We start from the raw sequence: 17,297 nt of genomic DNA on the forward strand, positions 1-17,297 counted from the left end.
CAGATGACACGATCAGCAGCATACCAATGCACCACCGTCCGACGTTGTGGGTTAGCAATGACACCGAGCTTCATGGGCTAATCAGATATTGAATACAATCGAATAAGGAAGTCCAGATGATAGATCCAGAAATCGGTTTTACCGCAGACGTTATACGAGACCCAGGCAGGTTCGTAGGTCGTACAGAGCTTATAAGGGATTGCGTATCAGCGCTGAATTCTCGCACTGGACTCATTGCGGTTTTTGGTAAAAGGGGCGTCGGCAAATCTTCTCTACTGCGACAGATTCAACAAATGGCGCTCGGAGATTATACCCTCGCAAAGCATGCCGGCTTGAGCCATTTGATCCCTCAGAAACCTAGAACTTACCTTACCGTTTATTACACTTGCGACTCGCTAATAGCAAATGGCAAGGAGTTACTTTCAAGATTATGCACTGACCAGAACATGGAAGACAGTCTTCTTAGGCTTATTCCAAATGACGGAAAAGAAATTATTGAGTTTACGCGAACAAAAGAGGTATCTGGAGGGGCAGACTTAAAGGTAGTAAACTGGGGAACAAAGGGCATTGAAAGCTCGAAATACGCCAAAGTAATTCCGTCAGACACGGTCCAGACATTTAGAAATTTTGTAGACTCAGTAGTAGTCCACCAAGTTCAAAAGCGAATGAAAAGGGACGGCCTTTTAATTATTCTTGATGAATTTGATGTGGTTGAGGATAAAGACGGTTTAGGATCACTGATCAAATCACTAACCACACCAGAAATAAAATTTGCTGTATGTGGTATTGGTAGAGACTTGAATGATCTCATACAAGATCATGCTTCAGTTGAAAGACTAATTGAACAAGGTGTTTTAGCTGTAAAACCAATGCCCGCAAGCGAATCGGAATCAATTATCAATCGGGCAAGCGAGCTTTTTAAAGGTTCTATCCGCTTTGAGCCAGGCATTGCAGCAAAAATTGCAGACATTGGCCAAGGCTACCCTTATTTTGTTCAGTTAATTGGTAAGCAGTGCGTTAACGAGGCAAACTCTATAGGTACCTCTGTAATAGATCAGGGAGTCCTTACAAAAGTCCTCGAAGATCTACAGGCAGGAAAAGTTTTCCCTACTCTTGAATCAGCCTATCAACGCGCAATCGGCAACTCCCCCGACAGGCAGCTTTTACTACATTTACTCGCAGAGCAAGAATCAGAGCAAAGTTTATTTTCGGATGAGATCGGGCGCGTAGTCCTTAAGTCATCTAGGCAGGATGCGGAAGATCTAAATATTCAATATATCGACCAGCTTATTCCCAGGCTCATCGAAAAAAAATATGGTCCGGTACTTGAGCGCATCCCAGAGAGGCAAGGTATATACGAATTCGTGAATCCTGTTTTTCGCCAATATATAAAACTCCGACGCATTGAAGCAAACGCCAAATAATAGGAGTAACGACAAGGCAACAAGTATAATACAGCATTGATTTTATTTGCTTTGCTTTCGCAAAGTACGACTATAAAATCAACTCATTAGTTAAAGCTCGCGACGACGTTGCTCTTATCTTTGTGTATATGGCCATACCCCGATTGTGCTCGGGTATGCGGTGGCTTGGGCAGGGAACGCCCGTAGTTGCTGGCTGTAACGCCCGTTCTTGCCTGCTTGCAGAAATGCATAGTGGGCATTGAATGGCATGGTTTGGCGCATGGTTTGCCCAATTTTTGCCCCATACTCGTGACCTGGATGGCCTGTCGCTAACCGAGGGATTCGAACCCCTTCTACTTATGCAGCCCCCCGGTATGGACCTTAGAACACAGTGATTTCGATCACTACGCAAGGCGTATCCCGGCGCCTGCCGGTTCCGGTTCTACCCTAAATTTCGCCTCGATACCCGTCCCCTCTGAACCACTGTTGTGGGCTTTGAAAAGTCGGAGCGCAAGACCTGCACTGGCGTGGCCTGCTTTCCAACGAAGGGCTCTCGGAAATGGTCGAAAAATTAAAGGCTCGCGGCTTCCAAAAATAAAAATTAGGCTATAGTAATTTTGACCAGTTTCGGTCGAACAGGGAAAGTCAACGACATGTCTACTACTCAAATTACGATAAATGCAAACTCTGCAATAAACCTGACAAATATATCAGAAAGCGGCAGCGGGGCTACGCCGGTAAATCTGGCGACAGGCAAGTACGCAGTCACGCTGTCGGATGACACGATGAAATTTAATTCGGGCAGCAGCGTTTATATACAACAGGTTATTCTCTTCAATACGACCCCACTCAAGGATGGAAACTATGAAAAATGGTTCTATACGGTTAACACGTCGGAAGGTGCGGTAATTAAAGTTGACGGCGACTATCCTGTCTATGTTTTTATCGTAGATCAGATCCAAGTCAGCGATAACTCTGGAAGCGCGACGGTAACGTTCACTCCAATTTAAAACTCGAAATAAATCGAAAAGGGGACTGTTTTATTTACAGCCCCCTGCTCCAAGCTCCAAGCTCCAAAACGCCTGGCGCGGCACGTTTGCTGATAACCTCGGCGTACCATAAAAACCGCGCCCTACTTCATTCTTCATTATACAGTCTAACCTCCGGTAGAGGGTCATTTTCTGCGCTAGCTATGAGAGACTCCAGTTCAGGATAGTGCTCGCTGGCACTGGACGTTACGATGGCTCTAGCCAATCTGGCGCAGCCAGACCTAATTGCCGAAATGAAGACGACCTCTGTCGTGACGGAGTGTTGGGCGGCGTAATAAGTACCCTTGAAAAGATCGGGAAGGCACTCTGCCAACGTTGCGACGTACTCATTACTAAGCCAAGAACGACTGACTAGGTCACGAGCCACTGCCAACAAGGGCGCTATCACAGTTGGCCGACCAGACTCTATGAGATAAATCAGTCGAGGTATAAATTTTTCAGCTGTCTCATCACTCCCCAACTCTTTAGCCTTGGCTACAGCGCGAGCAGCGTACGCAACATTATTCACGTCTTTTTCTTGAAGACCCTGCCTAATCGCTATGGCTAATTCATTTTTCAATTCAGGAAGATGCTGTGCGAGATAGCAGAGCGCCAAAGGTGTCGCGGGAAAACTTTCTTGAAAAGCGAATTCTTTGAATCGTAGCACCAGATTTGAAGTCACTTGCTCCTTGCTCAGCCATGGCAGCACGCTCTTTGCTAGAACTTCCGCAACCAGTGGCCCAAGCGCAGATGGATCGGAAAAAATCTTCACCAAGGACGAACCGTCGTCATCGGGCCGCCTCCAAACAACCAATTCATTGAAGCATGCAAGAGCTTGGTCCGGAGTGGGTGCCAATCTGTTGTCACTAATTTGCGACGCGCAGATCAGTTTGTAAAGGTCTTCAGTTTGTAACGACAATGGAGTTTTATAGAGAGACTCCCTGACAAGTCGGTCAGTCTTTTCTCGATCAGGTGATGGTAGCAAGCTGAATATGTGAGGGTAAAAACTAGAGCTTGGCAGAGCGTCAAATTGGTTATCGGCACCATAAATCGCACTCGCCAAATAGGCATTCTCTTCCTCGCTAGTGAACCCTTCTGTAACCAGCGGCAAAAGACGGGCGATGGTTGGAGTACTAATATTCGGCTTTGAACTCGACTGGTTGAGCATTTCCAACATTTCTGTCGAAATCCCCTCGACCGGGTGGGTTATTACTGGACGGGGTGAAATTGAAAGCTTCGCAATGGAGTCAATCATCTCGAAGATCCTCAATGTTACTCTTGGGTCATCTTTCCGCGGGCCAGGATGATGCACAATCAGTTCAGGCCAATCGGAGCTGCTTTTCTCACTCGCTAGCGGAAACTTCAGCACTTCTTCCAGCAATTCGCCCTGTTGACTGGTTGGAATGCTGGCGAGGCAATAATTCAACAAATTTCCATACGCCCTAAACATCCATACATGCCTTACAACTCTGCGCTCCTCAAGACGAATTGCAAACCGGAAAGCCTCTTTAGCTTCTTCAGGCGTAGATCTGACAATTAGCCTGGCATACACCTCGATCATGACTCTCAGCTTTGAAACAACAAAAGTGGTGCTGGTTTTACTTGAGGAATATCTAGTTGAGAAATAGTTAATTGCATTGAGGCATAGCTGCCTCATTTCACGAGCTGTTTCCTCTGCTGCTGCCGCTACATTGACTCGTGAGAACATACGATTTAGGTTCTCCGAGGTATCAGTGGTGGCAAACCGCAGCGAAAGCCTCATACGGTCGTGCTCTGATAGCTCATCTAAGAAGGGAATTTTTTCGAACTGAGTTGAAAAAATGTTAACACCATTCCAAATTGGCAACAGCCCTGTTGAACGCATGAGGCCATCAGCAACCAAGAGCACATGGGTGCCATTGTTGAAGTGCACGGTTTTGGAATTATCTTTGTACTTGCCCACCTGAAAATATTGCTCAACTGATGTTTTTTTATCATTCTCGTCAAGGTGCTCTCTTACCCTCTCCTTGAGGTGTTCAATCTCGTCCCATGGATCACATTTCCATTTAGACAAGATGCTCTTGGGCAGAGAGTTAGACTTCGAGCCACTGAAAGCGTCGACAATCCGCGCCAATAGGTCTGCCCATGCAAGCCTCGATAAAATTTGTACTGAGTTCGGATTTTTTCGATACTGGTCGATTAGTTGAGCGTGGCTATCTTGGATTAGCTTGGTCGCTCTTTCAATCTCACCTAGCTCGGCGAGTATGCCAGACTTTTTCAACTTCCATTCTGGTGAGTGCTCTGAAAGCTGAGTGGCATTGCTTTCCATCTCTGCGAAATTTAGATCGAGCCTGGCGCGGTTAACTTTAAAGTATGCTACCTCCGCAATGACATCCGGCCAAAACTGTGTACGCGCTTCAATATGCGCAATGACTGCGTCTTCAAAATCTCTTAGTTCTTGCGACCCGCCAATAGACCAGCGAGCAGAGCTGAGCAATACCAAGGCAATCTCAAGCTGTTGCCTTATCGATAGATTCAAAGGCTCTTTGATAACTTGCAGGAGTGAACCCACTAGCCAACCTGGCATCGCATCAAAAGTAATGCCGTGACGCCAAGATACTTCGTATAGAATTTTCTCGCGTAACTCCGGCGAACATGTGGCCAAAGCACTGGGATTTATATTCCTAGTTCCATATTGGCAGTGAAGAAAATATCGTAATTCATGCGGACAAACCATCCAGTGCGGGTAGCTTTTTCGATCGACTTCCATCACCGATGCTGCCTCTGCGAGTGAAAGACCTTCAATTGATTGCGGCCTCCACTCTGAGGCATGCGCGGGCTTAAGGTTATTCAGCGTGCTGAGAAACAGTTCGGTTGCTTGGAAATGTCGAAGACTGGCGTCGTCAAGGTGTTTAACAGCATCCCATAGGTCAATGGGCGCGACGTTAATTGATTCCAGATATTTTCTCTTAGCACCGGAGAGGTTCAGAGCGCCCACCAAGTACACTCTTCGCGATTGACTGTGCAAATGGTCTCGAACCCAACCGGTCCACTGTAAAAAATTAGGATCCTCACCAGAGAAACCTAGCAGACATAGCTCATTTTCGATGAATATTTGGCGAGAAAAGTTTACGAACGCGGCGTGAGTTTCAGGGTAGCGCCGGTAGTCTTCTTGAGTGAATATCAGCTCCTCGGTGACGTTGACCGTTCCATGAAGCTTGGTGATTCTGGGTGGGGCAACAGCTGCCAAGTCAGTTTGCTTTGTCACGGTGCTGTAAATAGGTACATGTACACGTTCACTGGCGCGCTCTAGAAGAGTATCCCAATTAGTCGTCAAAACATCGGACCAAGGAAGTTCCAACAGTCTATTGTGTAATTCACCCGGCGACCAAGCTAAGTCATCGATCTCAGCTCTGATGAGGTCATTGAGTGTTTGCTGTCCAAATTGCGCCTTGTACAACTCCGCCAAGCGAAGCGGGTCTAGATATGCTAAATTAGGGTCGCTAGGATCCAATTCCGACGCCAGCCTTCTTGAAAAATCCATCCAGAGCGGCATCAGTCGTGTGGTTTCGCCACTTTGTGCAGCGCACCGGCTAAATCCTGCGCCGACCATCACTGCGGCCCCTCGATACGAGGAGTCCTGACGCCACAGTACTCCTGCTAACTTCTTCAGCGCAGGATAATCTTGGAGCGCTTTTACTTTTTGTTCAGCAAATTCCATAAATGAACGTCCGTCCGAGGCAAGTTTCTGGTGCGATAGCGTAAGGCCATCGTACTCGACCCTCGTTTGGTTCTCCAGACGTTGCAAGGTGTGACGCTTAGTACACGGAGTCGCAGGTCGAAGCTTGGGATGCTTCACTATTGGCAGCTTGAAGAGTGCGTGGGCGGGAGTTTGCAGGAACGCCAATGGCCGTATATGGACTCCTCCTCATTGCAAGCCTCCTTTGCTTTGGCGCCCGTGCCGACTGCACACGTATATTCGGCCTCTGACTTCGGCATCGATTCGATGCAGGGCCATGATGGGCTATTCGCGCGTCGGCTCCCAATCGCTTCTACGTGCTTTACGCACCTGGACATTAGAGGGTTTTGCCGACGCCGGTTCGACCGGTTTGCCATTGTTCGGGTTGCTTCGCAATCGTGGTGTAGAGGTGTTTCTCCTTGGATCAATGGGTCAGGCCGCTGCCCGATCCGGTTGGTAATCAGTGCCGTTGCGCAGCATGGCCCAAGCCATGCGTGCAGTTTTGTTGGCCAGGGCAATAGCGGCCACATTGGGATGTGAGCGCTCGGCTAAACGGACAGCCCACTGGCTGAGCCGGTCGTCTTTGGATTTGGCCGTGCGCAGGGCCGATCGCGCACCGTGGATCATCAGAGTTCGCAGATAAGCATCCCCGCGTTTGCTAATGCCAAGCAGTCGATCCTTGCCGCCAGAGCTGTGTTGCTTTGGCGTCAGCCCTAGCGAGGCGGCCAGTTGTCGGCCATTGTCAAACTGGCTGGCATCACCGATGGCAGCAACCAGCGCGGTGGCAATCATCGGGCCGACGCCACGCAGCTGTTGCAAACGGGCGGCCGCTGGGTCACTTGCCGCGATCGCTGATATCTCGCCATCGAGTTCTCTCACGCGGTCATCAAGTGCTCGCAGGTCGTCCCACAAACCGTTCAGCAGACGACGAAAGCGTGCCGTCAAACCATTATCGGCATCTTCTAGCCAGCACGGTATTGCGCGACGCAGCATCAGTAACTCCTTCGGCGCTACGAGGCCGTACTCGGCGATCAACCCACGAATCTGATTGGCTTTGGCCGTCCGCTGTTCGATTAAGCCGGCCCGGATGCGATGCGTCGCTTGGATATCCTGTTGCTCGATGGTCTTGACGGCGACGAAGCGCATGCTGGGACGGCTCATCGCCTCACAGATTGCCTCGGCATCGTTGGCGTCGTTTTTGTTGCTCTTGACGTACGGCTTGACGAACTGCGGCGCGATCAGCCTCACTCGAAATCCGCGTGCCTGTAGCTGCCGCGCCCAATGGTGCGCACCACCGCAACTTTCCATGCCGATCTCACAGCCGGGTTCGATCTTCTCCAGCACCGTTTGCAGCCAGCGATCGCGAGGCAGACGCTGCCGCCAGATGGGCTGCTCATGACGATCCACTCCGTGAATCTGAAACACGTTCTTGGCCAGGTCGACCCCAATGCGCATAAGCTTCATGTGTGGACTCCTTCTCACTGTTGACTGTGGTTCGCACCTTCAGTCTGGCACTCAAGATGCCGAGGTGAGGAGGAGTCCATCCCATTGCTTCTGGCCGATTCTGTTGAAAAAGTCGGATTTACCGCTCGCCTGAACTCAGGCACGACCATCGCCTAAGAACCGACTCACCACATTGAGTGGTTTCTCGGCCCTTTCGTTGATCGTTGCTGCTCAGTTAGTGGGTTAATTTGAGGTTTTTTGCTGAGTGCAGGCGCACCTATCCCGTGGCAGGTGGACCTTGAGATGTAAATTTAGCCAGCCGTCTCAGGTTCTGCACCGCAGCGGCCAGCGTGAATTCACCGTCGCGCCACTCATGCCACGTAGTCGCAAGCGATCCAATTTCAGGATGCGCTTGAGGTGGGCAAACAACATTTCGACCTTTTTACGTTCGTGGCGAGAGCGCTGATACGCCGGCGTTGCTGCGATGCGTCGAGCTACATCACGAGCGGCCTCGTGGACGCTGCGAGCGATCTTGCGGAACGCAGTGTTCGGGCAGCACTTGGCTTTCATCGGACAGGCAACACAGTCGGTCTCTGCCGGGATCGGAAGATGATGGTGCTGGCTTTGGTGACGTGCGAACGCTCATTCTTGAAGGCTCGCCATTCGCTGCGCAATACATTGCCGGCTGGGCAGCAGTATTCCTCAGCCTCTTCATTCCAGTGGAAATCGTTGCTCGAAAAACTGTCGTTCTTGCGCTCAGTTTTGTCCCACACCGGCACGTGCGGCTCGATGTCTTTTTCCTCCACCATCCAAGCCAGCATCGGCGCGGTTCCGTAAGCGGTGTCGCCAATAAGGCGTTCCGGCTTGATGTCGAACTGCGCCTCGACCCGCTCGATCATGATCTTGGTGCTCTCGACCTCGGCCGTGCGATGAGCCGGTGTGGGCTCCACATCCACGATGACACCGTGCTCGGTATCGATCAGATAATTCGTGGAGTAAGCGTAGAACGCTGGGCCACCTGGAGCTGCGGTCCAGCGGGCTTGAGGATCAGTCAGCGATAGTCGCTTCGGTAGCGTTTCGGCCAGAGCCTCCTCATCAAGTGCCTCAAGGTACTCACGCACGGCGCGGGTGCTCAGAGACGGATCGCTCCAGTTGACCTGCTCATCACCCGGTACGCCGCGCTGCCGACTGGCATCCGCTTTGATGATGCTGGCGTCCACGGCAAAGCCTTCACCTTTAACCAAGCCTGCGTTCATGCAACGACGCAGCACTTCATTGAACAGCCAGCGGAACAGATCGCTGTCCTGAAAACGACCGTGTCGACTTTTGGAAAAGGTCGAGTGATTGGGTACTTCACCTTCGAGGCTCAACCGGCAGAACCAGCGATACGCTAGGTTCAAATGGGCCTCTTCGCACAGCCGCCGCTCTGAGCGAATGCCATAGCAATAGCCGACGATGAGCATGCGGATCATCAGTTCAGGATCAATCGACTGACGCCCAATCGGGCTGTAAAAATCGGTGAGGTAATGGCGCAGATCGCTCAGGTCGAGACACTGATCAATGCTGCGCAGAAGGTGATTGGCGGGGATGTGATCCTCAAGGTTGAACGAGTAAAACAGCCGTTCCTGCCCACTCGATAACTGTCCCATCATGCTGCGTGCTTCCCTGCTGGCCGATGCGGAGATTTTGCCGCAGGCCAGAAAGGGGAGCTACTTTTTCAACAGAATCGGTCGAAAGACGTCATTCGCCACGCGGCACGAAAACATCGTGCAAGATATGACGACCCTGGCCGCACAGTCCCCATAAACGACAAAGCCCAGTACTGGACTAGGGCTAGCAGCCGTCCAATTCACCAGGCAGCAAGCCCACAAGATCAGCGCTGATCGATCTCAATCTTCTGTGTCGGATCAGGGCTGTATTTCCGACGCTTCAGCTGCGGATCGCCTTTAGCCAGGCAGAAGAAATAGATCTCGGCCTCGCCACAACCGCCGTGCAAAGCGCACTCGCTCGCTTGCATGTGGTCGAGGAGAATTTCTCTACCCTGGGATTCACAGAATACGTTCGCTTCTTTCAGGGCCTGCCCTTTTGCAGATGCCGGGCCGCCGAAGGGGACGCGCGTTGAAATCGTGTAGGTGTCTGGGCCGACCTTTATTGGGCCGCTGTCTGCACAGCCAGAAAGCAGTGCCAAGGCCAAAGCCCCTACGATCAATTTCATGTCGTTCCCTCGTTGAGATTTGGCGGGACTGTAGCATTGGGTAGCCGAAAACGAAAAAGCCCCCCTCACACAATCTGACCAGTCATGTGCACTTGATGAGTGTCGACTGCGCCTCCAATGGCGGCACGTCCACCCAAGCAAACTGTCGATCCCGAGTGACGGCAATCGGCCGGAGCGGACATTCTGCCGTTGGCGCATGTGCAGAGAAAAATTAGCGGGAATTGCCGGCGCCCCATCTAGGTCGCCACGCTATCCAATGACTGAGCATTATTTACTGCTTGAACTCAACGCGTTACCTCCAACGTATCAAACCCCTTTATGCGGTAGAGCATCACCGAAATGGCCCAACTGGCGATAAAAATCCCGATGATGATGTAACCCAGGGTGCCGAAGTTATCATTCAGTGCGCTGACAAAGTCCCACATCGGTCCCTTGAGGCCCAGCTTGTCCGAGATCAACCCCAAGGCCTCGATACTACCGATGACTACGGCCACGACCACCGAGACCAGGGTGATGGTCATGTTGTAGTAGATCTTGCGGATGGGCTTCATGTAGGCCCATCCATAGGCCCCCAGCATAAGGTGGCCATCGAGTGTATCGACCAGCGACATGCCAGCACTGAACAACAGCGGGAAGACCATGATTGCCCAAGGCGACAGGCCTTGAGAAGCCTGGGTCGCCGAAATACCCAGCAGGGCGATTTCCGTGGAGGTGTCAAAACCCAGGCCGAACAGAAAGCCCATTGGGAACATGTGCCAGCTGCGGGTGATCAGGCGGAACAACGGACGGAAGATTCGCGCCATAAACCCACGGTCGGCCAGTAGCATGTCGAAATCGTCGTCGACATAGACGCCACCTTGGCGCACGTTGCTCCAAGCCTTGTAGATCGAACGCAGGATGACTAGGTTCATCAAGGCGATGGCCAGCAGGAACAACGCAGACACCGACGTGCCAATGATGCCGCCGATGGCCTTGAAGTCTTCGAAGCGGTCTTTCATGGCGGACGTCGCCAGGGCGACGCCGATGGAAGCCAGTACCACCACCGAGGAGTGGCCGAGGGAGAAAAAGAAGCCGACCGCTACCGGGCGCTTTTTTTCCTGCATGAGTTTGCGGGTAACGTTGTCGATGGCTGCGATATGGTCGGCATCAACCGCGTGTCGCAGGCCGAAACCGTAGGCCAGCAAGGCGGTACCCAGCAGTACAGGGTAGCCATGAAAAGCCACCAACGCCCAGATCCAGGCAGCAACGTTAATTCCTATCAACACCCCGTAGATGCCAAATAACTTGGCCCTAACCTGGGTGTTGGAGTCACTGAAAATCTGGGCAAGACGAAGAATCATTAGAGATTACCCTCAGGGAATACGCGCCCTGGTTGGATTGAGGAAAGCACAAAACGAGGTCTGACTCCTGGACTCATTCGGCTCATAGCCTGCGATCCAGATACAGTGGCGCGACCGTTCCGGGATTGAACCGGCTTCTCGCTTTGCAACATTTGAAAACATTGTGCATGAGCAGAGCACTCAATGCGCTGTCAGTAATGGCGTCACGAGCCTATCCAGTAAAGGCAGATCGATTTTCGGGTCTCCCACGCTGCCATCCTTGCGAACCACTCCTTGCCGGTCGATGACATAGGTCATCGGCATGCGCCAGACTCGGCCAAACCCTTTGAAATCGGCATCTCGCTGGAACGCGGCAGGATAGCTGTACTGGGCCATGACCTTATGCACCATGGCGTCGTCTTCCGGCTCATCCATACTGATCGCAATGATCTTCAGCCCTTCGCCTTTGTGCTGCTGGTAATAGGTTTCCATGGCAGGCATTTCTTCACGACACGGCTCGCACCACGACGCCCAGAAATTCACGATCACCACCTGATTGGCCTGTTTCTGCAAATCAAACGTTTCTCCATTGAGCATTTTTACCGTCAGATTCGGGGCATGCTCACCCACATCAACAGCCCATGCGGGCAGACCAACCAGGCTGCAACAGAATACGAACAAGGGCAGTAGTTTTTTTGCGGACATCGGGTTTCCCTCGGCATCATTGGCTCAGCACAGCAGGCTCAGTCGGTTTCTGATATTCAAAATACCGCGACGAGGCGTCGAAGGAGTATCGCCGACGCCCGACATCATCAGTCAGTGATCTTGAACGTGTAGTGGCCTTCGCTCTTGTGGGTGTCGACTGAAACGGCATACCACTCGACTTTGTACGACCCTGGCTTCAAGGGTTGTTCTGGGGTAACGATCAACAGTTTCTTGTCGTTCGGCTCCGTCTCGACAGCTTTGATGGCAACTGGTTTCCCATCGTCAGTGACATTCACTTTCGTGAACTGTGCTTCAACACCTTCGGAGAAATTCAAACGCAAGTCTTTGGGGGCCGTAACGCTGCTGTCGGCGGCAGGTATTTCGCTTTTCAGGTGTGCATGCGCAAAGGCATTGCTGATCGATGCGAGAGAGGCAATCAGGGCGACAGCAGTTAAGGCTTTCTTGGTGAAATGAGCAGACATGTTCAAGTACCTTCGATAGTGGGATAGGTGGTATACCAAATCGGCATTTTCGAGAACGACGGGGCTATGCGTCTTGCCTCGAATCAGAAACTCAGGGTAGTACCGGGAGGGAGTGCTCACCCGTCACCCGCAAAAGTCGGCGGCGAGCCGCCGACAGCTTGCGAACTAGAACGAATAACGCGCGCCGATGGTCGCGGTATAACGCGGGGCAAGTTGCACACCGTTGACATTCTGGTACACCGGCACCTGCACGAAGCTGTACAGCGAGGTCTTTTTGCCGACCGGCACTGTCACGCCCGGGCTGAGGTAGGCCAGCGTGCCGCCGGTACTGACGGTGTCGGCATTGGCGCCGACATCACGCTCGACATGGCGCACATTCAACTGGATTTGCGGCATGACGTAGGCGTTGCCCATGTAGCGCAGGCCGACATTCAGATTGATACCGTCGCCAGGGCGGTAGTGATCGCTGGAATCCAGCGCCTTCTGCACCATGGCCTGGCTGAAGTAGTCCCAGTTCTTGTTGAGCGTATCCATGTAATAAACACCCAGGATGCCATCGGTGGTGCCAGTGCCGGGTTGCAGGCCACGATCGATAGCCACAGGGCCTGGAGCTGTGGGATCGCTTGATGCGGCGGTATCGTCATGGGCACCGGTGGGCAGCTTCAAGCCAAACATCACGCCAAAATTATGCTGCGGTGTGAATCCCTGATAACGGCCGATGATCTTGACGTCGCCGAGGCTGGAGGTTTTCGAGCTGTATTGGCCGCCGCCATCGCCTGGCGTGACGCCGTCCGATGCAGTGCCCAACGTGTTATGGCTGCGAAAAATGTAGGGCACTTGCAGATCCACGCCCCAGCTCGGATTGAAGCTGTAATCCAGACCCAGTGTCAGATAGTCATTGCGCGTGTACTTCTCCACTTCCTGTGCATTGCCGTTGTTGGAGATCTGGCTGGCGGCGCTGGGGGAAATGCTGTGGCTGCCGCTGCGCAACTGGTTCTGGTTCAGGTAGTCGTAACGCAGGTCCAGTTTCAGACCCGACGAGTTGCTGATACCAAGATTGTCCCAATCGGAACTGAGAGTGCAGCCACAGCTGGCGCAAGCCAACGCGAGGTGCGGGAATAAAGCGGTGACGGACAAGGCCGCGAGCGGCAATACGTTTCGGCGGGTACGGCGCAGTGAGGGCATGACCATGGGGTTGGCATTCCTGGATTAAGTTGCAATGCATAGGGGCAAACCTCCTGAGCAGGCTGGGGAAGATTTGTCATCGCAAGGAAAATCAGGAAAAAACCGGTGGACCGCGCGGCTCGGAGACCAGCCAGACGGTGCTGGCGTAGGGTGGGTAGATCGCTTGCACAAGTACGACGTCAGCGCGGCCGGACAGTTGCCAGTGAACAACACTCGGCGGCAAGCCGATATCCACGGCATGGACTACGCACAACAGGCAATGGCATTCGTGATACTGGTCCGGCGCGGGGTCGCGGCTGCCGGGGAGCTGGACGTGTCCGGTCATGCCGGCCATGTCGCAGTGTTCGCCCATCGCCATCGGCTGCCTATGGGCAGCCGGCAGCAACAGCATCACGCTCGGCAGCAATGCCGCAAGCATAGCCAGGCACATGGCAAGCTGACGCAATGAGTGGGAAACCCGGGACATGGACACGATAGTGACGTCGCTGATCGTTATTAGGCCGAAATGGCAAAATCGAAATACGGGTATTGCCTTGGGAGCACGTCAATCCAGGTGCCCGGCTCGCCAACGCGTGCGGTGATCCAGTGATGTTAGCCCTTCGCGGAGCTAAGGGTGACAAACAATGACAACAAGCACAACGCATCAGCAAAGACATGCGGCATTCCGCCGCAACATCAATCTTGTCCGCTGGGAAGAGGTAACACTAGGGGCAGGGTCAAATGGCCCTGCCCTCTATCCTCAGAACAATCCTCTCAAAGCGGCTGGCTCCCAACTGAGGACCACCAACTCCCCGCTCGTCTCCGCCCTCCCCTGCCGCTGATTCGCGGTGCTGTAGCGAATGTCCAAGGTTTCGAAGTGGAAGCCTTCAAACACCCGCCGAATATCCGGGTGATCGTTGATGCTAACCATCACCTTACCCTTGCAGCGCCGCATGAAGTCGGCCATGCGCTTATAGTTCTCAAATGGAAAGTCGACACCATATCCAGCGGTCTTCCAATAAGGTGGGTCCATGTAGTGGTGCCCACTATCTTGGCCAATTTGGAGAACCGTCAGGAGTGGGTACTGGCCGGACGGTTACGTCTGAAGCCCCTGTTGCCGTCAATTTCGTTGCGCGTCTGCGCATCGATTCGCCCTTCAGTTCGATTCGATATACGCTCCACGACGACCTCTTCGCTTCGAGAAAAGAGGCCGATGGTATTAAATAATCCTGCGTTGCTGCCTGCCTGAAAGTGTCCGGATGGCCGTGGAATCGGTGTCCGGATGTTGGCAGCATGGGTGTCCGGATGATCATGGAATCCGCAGGCATGGGGGATATTATTTCTGAGGCAGCACACTAGCTCTCGTTCCTGAGCCCCACCTTCCCGAAGTAACCGACTTGTCACTTCGCGCTGATTTCCATGACCTATTGCGAAACCGATTTCGAGCCGCTCGCTGCGCAGAGATTCGATCAGTCGAACCATTGCGGCTGTATCCAATCCTGCCTCTCAACTATTCACATTCACGGGCCTCGATACAGCATTCCTACGTGCTAGCCGCAGATCCCAAGGTGCTGAACAGAATGACCGGAGCTGGAGGCGTGGAGCCACTCAACGCCCTGCGCCAGTACCCGACGTCATGCCATTTGTCATGCTTGAAACCGACTTCCGCGTAGGTGCCAATGTGTTCGAAACCCAGCGCCTCGTGCAATCCCACGCTCCCATCATTCGGCAGCGCGATACCGGCATAGGCCGCGTGGAAGCCCTGGCTCTCAAGAATGGGCAGCAGGTGCTCGTATAGCGCCCGCCCCATTCCACGGCGGTGCACGGTTGGAGCAATGTATACGGTCACATCTACTGACCAGCGATACGCTTCACGAGCCCGATGCTGGCTCGCATAGGCATACCCAAGGACCTGCCCGTCTCGCTCTGCAACAAGATACGGGTACGTTAGCAAAGTCGATTCGATGCGGTGCGCCATCTCTGCAATGGTCGGGGGCTCCAGTTCGAAGGATATTGCAGTACTCTCAACCATCGGGGCATAGATTGCCTGGATGGCGGCTGCATCCGATGGGGCTGCTACTCTGATATTGCTCGTGATGCTCATCCTTTACCCTCTTGGTGATGTTTCATGTCCGTTTCCCATTCCATTGAAATGACCCCACTTGAGAACCTTGACTCATTGATGGAATTGCTCCGTGCCGAGGGCTTGCCTCACGTTGACCTTGGCGAGCCTGAGCGTGAGTTCTGGCAGCTCCAGAAAGGTGGCTGTGTGGTCGGCTACGTGGGCGTCGAAGGTGCCACCGCTGATAGGCTGCTGCGTTCGTTTGTAGTGTCACCATCCCACCGCAGAGGTGGGCTTGGCACCGAAGCGCTGACTCTACTTGAGACGCTGCTGGTGAGTCGCGGGGTTCAGTCGTTACACCTTCTCACCACCACTGCGGCCCCGTTCTTCCTGCGCCACGGATTCGAGAGCCTCGACAGGGCTAAGGCGCCAAACGCCATCCAGCAGTCCCTTGAGTTCCGTAGCCTTTGCCCGTCCACTGCCAGCTACCTGGCAAAACGCCTGCCCTAGATAGACCACTGACTAACTCGCTCGGAGAGTGCTTCGGTGCTTTCCTTTCACTCGGACCCCATGGCAGTCCAAGTGAATTGTGCTGCTTGTGGTACGTAGGTTGTGCTGAGGAGAGCCCATCTCTGAGCGAACGACGGATGCATTACAAAAGACGTATATGTGAATTTCCAGATATTTTCGACGTAAAAAGCTGAAAAGTCTCTCAGATTTTTCCATTTTATGGGCATTTACAGAGGAAGACCGGCCTAATTCAGTACCTTCATAGAATAAATCTTCCTTTGGTGCTTTACCTTATATCCGGAAAATCATATATTCGAAAAACCGCATATGAGCTAAGACCTCGTTATGACCAGCAAAGCCCGTGTCTTGTTCGTTTGTACCGCCAACGCCGCCCGTTCGCAGCTGGCGGAAGCACTGCTTCGACATCTCGATGCCGAGAATTACGAAGCCTTCAGTGCCGGCACTGCGCCGACCAAGGTAAACCCTCAAACCATTGCGGCATTAGCTCACCTGGGAATCAACACCGAAGGACTACGTAGCAAGTCGGTTGATGAGTTCAGTGGGGAAAATTTCGATTACGTCATCACCTTGTGTGATAAAGCCGCAGCGGAATGCCAACCCCTTCCTGGAGCCGGTGAGGCACTGGCGTGGAGTTTCCCGGATCCGGCCACCAGCACTCAGCCCGACGCGTTCCGCCACACCCTTCATGAAATCCATGACCGCATCAAAATGTTTCTCTTGGTGAAGTCCAAACGCAGAGAACAGCAATGACCGACCACCTGACACCGACCACCGTTTTCAAATGCCTGGCCGACGACAACCGGGTTCGCATGATGCTGCTGGTCACCCGCGAGGGTGAACTCTGCGTCTGCGAACTGACCTGCGCACTCAACGAGAGTCAGCCCAAGGTATCCCGGCACTTGGCCCAACTGCGCAACTGCGGCTTGCTGGCTGATCGTCGGCAAGGCCAATGGGTTTACTACCGACTGCACCAGAACCTGCCTGATTGGGTGCATGGCGTTCTGACCACCGTGCTGGAGGCCAATAAGCATTGGTTGAGTCCGGATGCGAAACGCCTTGATGACATGGGTGACCGCCCGGAGCGCGTCGCTGCGTGCTGCTGAACCATAACCGCCAGAGCTTGGCGTATGAGAGATAGCCCGATGAAAATTCTGTTCCTCTGCACGGCCAATAGTTGCCGCAGTATTCTCTGTGAAGCGGTCTTCATGTAGTGGTCTAATGAAACCG

At 53.0% G+C, this 17,297-nt stretch carries 14 protein-coding genes and 2 pseudogenes; 5 read left to right on the plus strand and 11 right to left on the minus strand.

The genetic code is table 11. The features are described 5' to 3' along the window. Positions 1–116: 116 nt before the first annotated feature. Positions 117–1,424 carry an nSTAND1 domain-containing NTPase gene (locus HX866_RS16190; protein ID WP_177092713.1) on the plus strand — a complete coding sequence of 436 codons (1,308 nt, stop codon included), beginning with the start codon at positions 117–119 and terminating at the stop codon, positions 1,422–1,424. A 632-nt stretch (positions 1,425–2,056) separates the two neighbouring features. Further along, positions 2,057–2,413, plus strand: a complete 357-nt coding sequence (locus tag HX866_RS16195) for a hypothetical protein (protein ID WP_177092714.1) — start codon at positions 2,057–2,059, stop codon at positions 2,411–2,413. 127 nt (positions 2,414–2,540) lie between these two features. Here HX866_RS16195 and HX866_RS16200 read toward each other — a convergent pair whose 3' ends face one another. The 11 genes and pseudogenes from HX866_RS16200 to HX866_RS16250 form a co-directional block, all read right to left on the minus strand. Further along, entirely contained in the window at positions 2,541–6,131 is a 3,591-nt protein-coding gene (locus tag HX866_RS16200; protein WP_177092715.1) for an SIR2 family protein, read from the minus strand. A gap of 450 nt (positions 6,132–6,581) precedes the next feature. Next, a complete protein-coding gene (locus tag HX866_RS16205; RefSeq protein ID WP_177140097.1) occupies positions 6,582–7,613 on the minus strand; it encodes an IS110 family transposase in 1,032 nt (343 codons plus the stop codon). A 256-nt stretch (positions 7,614–7,869) separates the two neighbouring features. Next, positions 7,870–9,244 (minus strand): annotated as a pseudogene (locus tag HX866_RS16210) (transposase). A gap of 221 nt (positions 9,245–9,465) precedes the next feature. Continuing rightward, entirely contained in the window at positions 9,466–9,807 is a 342-nt protein-coding gene (locus HX866_RS16215) for a hypothetical protein (protein ID WP_177092716.1), read from the minus strand. A 284-nt stretch (positions 9,808–10,091) separates the two neighbouring features. Further along, a complete protein-coding gene (locus HX866_RS16220) occupies positions 10,092–11,147 on the minus strand; it encodes a HoxN/HupN/NixA family nickel/cobalt transporter (protein WP_177092717.1) in 1,056 nt (351 codons plus the stop codon). Positions 11,148–11,327: 180 nt separating this feature from the next. Then, on the minus strand, positions 11,328–11,831 hold the full coding sequence (locus tag HX866_RS16225) for a TlpA disulfide reductase family protein (RefSeq protein ID WP_177092718.1): 504 nt from the start codon (positions 11,829–11,831) through the stop codon (positions 11,328–11,330). Between the two features lie 107 nt (positions 11,832–11,938). Continuing rightward, the gene (copC, locus tag HX866_RS16230) at positions 11,939–12,313 is read right to left on the minus strand and encodes a copper homeostasis periplasmic binding protein CopC (protein WP_177092719.1); all 375 of its coding nucleotides are present in this window, start codon (positions 12,311–12,313) and stop codon (positions 11,939–11,941) included. Positions 12,314–12,478: 165 nt separating this feature from the next. Beyond that, positions 12,479–13,504: a TonB-dependent receptor gene (locus tag HX866_RS16235; protein ID WP_177092720.1), complete on the minus strand. Its 1,026-nt coding sequence runs from the start codon at positions 13,502–13,504 to the stop codon at positions 12,479–12,481. Between the two features lie 85 nt (positions 13,505–13,589). Next, on the minus strand, positions 13,590–13,964 hold the full coding sequence (locus tag HX866_RS16240) for a DUF2946 family protein (RefSeq protein ID WP_371319257.1): 375 nt from the start codon (positions 13,962–13,964) through the stop codon (positions 13,590–13,592). A 273-nt stretch (positions 13,965–14,237) separates the two neighbouring features. Then, positions 14,238–14,516 (minus strand): annotated as a pseudogene (locus tag HX866_RS16245) (DNA adenine methylase); the annotation flags it as partial. Positions 14,517–15,020: 504 nt separating this feature from the next. Next, the gene (locus HX866_RS16250; RefSeq protein WP_177092722.1) at positions 15,021–15,581 is read right to left on the minus strand and encodes an arsinothricin resistance N-acetyltransferase ArsN1 family B; all 561 of its coding nucleotides are present in this window, start codon (positions 15,579–15,581) and stop codon (positions 15,021–15,023) included. Between the two features lie 24 nt (positions 15,582–15,605). Between HX866_RS16250 and arsN2 the strand changes: the two genes are divergently transcribed. The 3 genes from arsN2 to HX866_RS16265 all read left to right on the plus strand — a co-directional run bounded on the left by arsN2 (position 15,606) and on the right by HX866_RS16265 (position 17,173). Next, positions 15,606–16,049 (plus strand): arsenic resistance N-acetyltransferase ArsN2, encoded by a 444-nt coding sequence (arsN2, locus tag HX866_RS16255; protein ID WP_177092723.1) that lies wholly within the window; start codon positions 15,606–15,608, stop codon positions 16,047–16,049. A 345-nt stretch (positions 16,050–16,394) separates the two neighbouring features. After that, on the plus strand, positions 16,395–16,820 hold the full coding sequence (locus HX866_RS16260; protein ID WP_177092724.1) for an arsenate reductase ArsC: 426 nt from the start codon (positions 16,395–16,397) through the stop codon (positions 16,818–16,820). Next, positions 16,817–17,173, plus strand: a complete 357-nt coding sequence (locus HX866_RS16265; RefSeq protein WP_177092725.1) for a metalloregulator ArsR/SmtB family transcription factor — start codon at positions 16,817–16,819, stop codon at positions 17,171–17,173. Before HX866_RS16260 ends, HX866_RS16265 begins: the two co-directional genes overlap by 4 nt. Positions 17,174–17,297 lie beyond the last annotated feature (124 nt).

It is taken from the genome of Pseudomonas gingeri, from assembly GCF_013386165.1.
Classification (GTDB): domain Bacteria; phylum Pseudomonadota; class Gammaproteobacteria; order Pseudomonadales; family Pseudomonadaceae; genus Aquipseudomonas; species Aquipseudomonas gingeri_C.

Bases quoted from the DNA above. Each gene is read 5' to 3' on its own strand.
- HX866_RS16190 (WP_177092713.1), top strand. From the start codon at position 117: ATGATAGATCCAGAAATCGGTTTTACCGCAGACGTTATACGAGACCCA.
- HX866_RS16215 (WP_177092716.1), bottom strand. From the start codon at position 9,807: ATGAAATTGATCGTAGGGGCTTTGGCCTTGGCACTGCTTTCTGGCTGT.
- HX866_RS16250 (WP_177092722.1), bottom strand. From the start codon at position 15,581: ATGAGCATCACGAGCAATATCAGAGTAGCAGCCCCATCGGATGCAGCC.
- HX866_RS16200 (WP_177092715.1), bottom strand. From the start codon at position 6,131: ATGGAATTTGCTGAACAAAAAGTAAAAGCGCTCCAAGATTATCCTGCG.
- arsN2 (WP_177092723.1), top strand. From the start codon at position 15,606: ATGTCCGTTTCCCATTCCATTGAAATGACCCCACTTGAGAACCTTGAC.
- HX866_RS16220 (WP_177092717.1), bottom strand. From the start codon at position 11,147: ATGATTCTTCGTCTTGCCCAGATTTTCAGTGACTCCAACACCCAGGTT.
- HX866_RS16260 (WP_177092724.1), top strand. From the start codon at position 16,395: ATGACCAGCAAAGCCCGTGTCTTGTTCGTTTGTACCGCCAACGCCGCC.
- HX866_RS16235 (WP_177092720.1), bottom strand. From the start codon at position 13,504: ATGGTCATGCCCTCACTGCGCCGTACCCGCCGAAACGTATTGCCGCTC.
- HX866_RS16225 (WP_177092718.1), bottom strand. From the start codon at position 11,831: ATGTCCGCAAAAAAACTACTGCCCTTGTTCGTATTCTGTTGCAGCCTG.
- HX866_RS16195 (WP_177092714.1), top strand. From the start codon at position 2,057: ATGTCTACTACTCAAATTACGATAAATGCAAACTCTGCAATAAACCTG.
- copC (WP_177092719.1), bottom strand. From the start codon at position 12,313: ATGTCTGCTCATTTCACCAAGAAAGCCTTAACTGCTGTCGCCCTGATT.
- HX866_RS16205 (WP_177140097.1), bottom strand. From the start codon at position 7,613: ATGAAGCTTATGCGCATTGGGGTCGACCTGGCCAAGAACGTGTTTCAG.
- HX866_RS16265 (WP_177092725.1), top strand. From the start codon at position 16,817: ATGACCGACCACCTGACACCGACCACCGTTTTCAAATGCCTGGCCGAC.
- HX866_RS16240 (WP_371319257.1), bottom strand. From the start codon at position 13,964: ATGTCCCGGGTTTCCCACTCATTGCGTCAGCTTGCCATGTGCCTGGCT.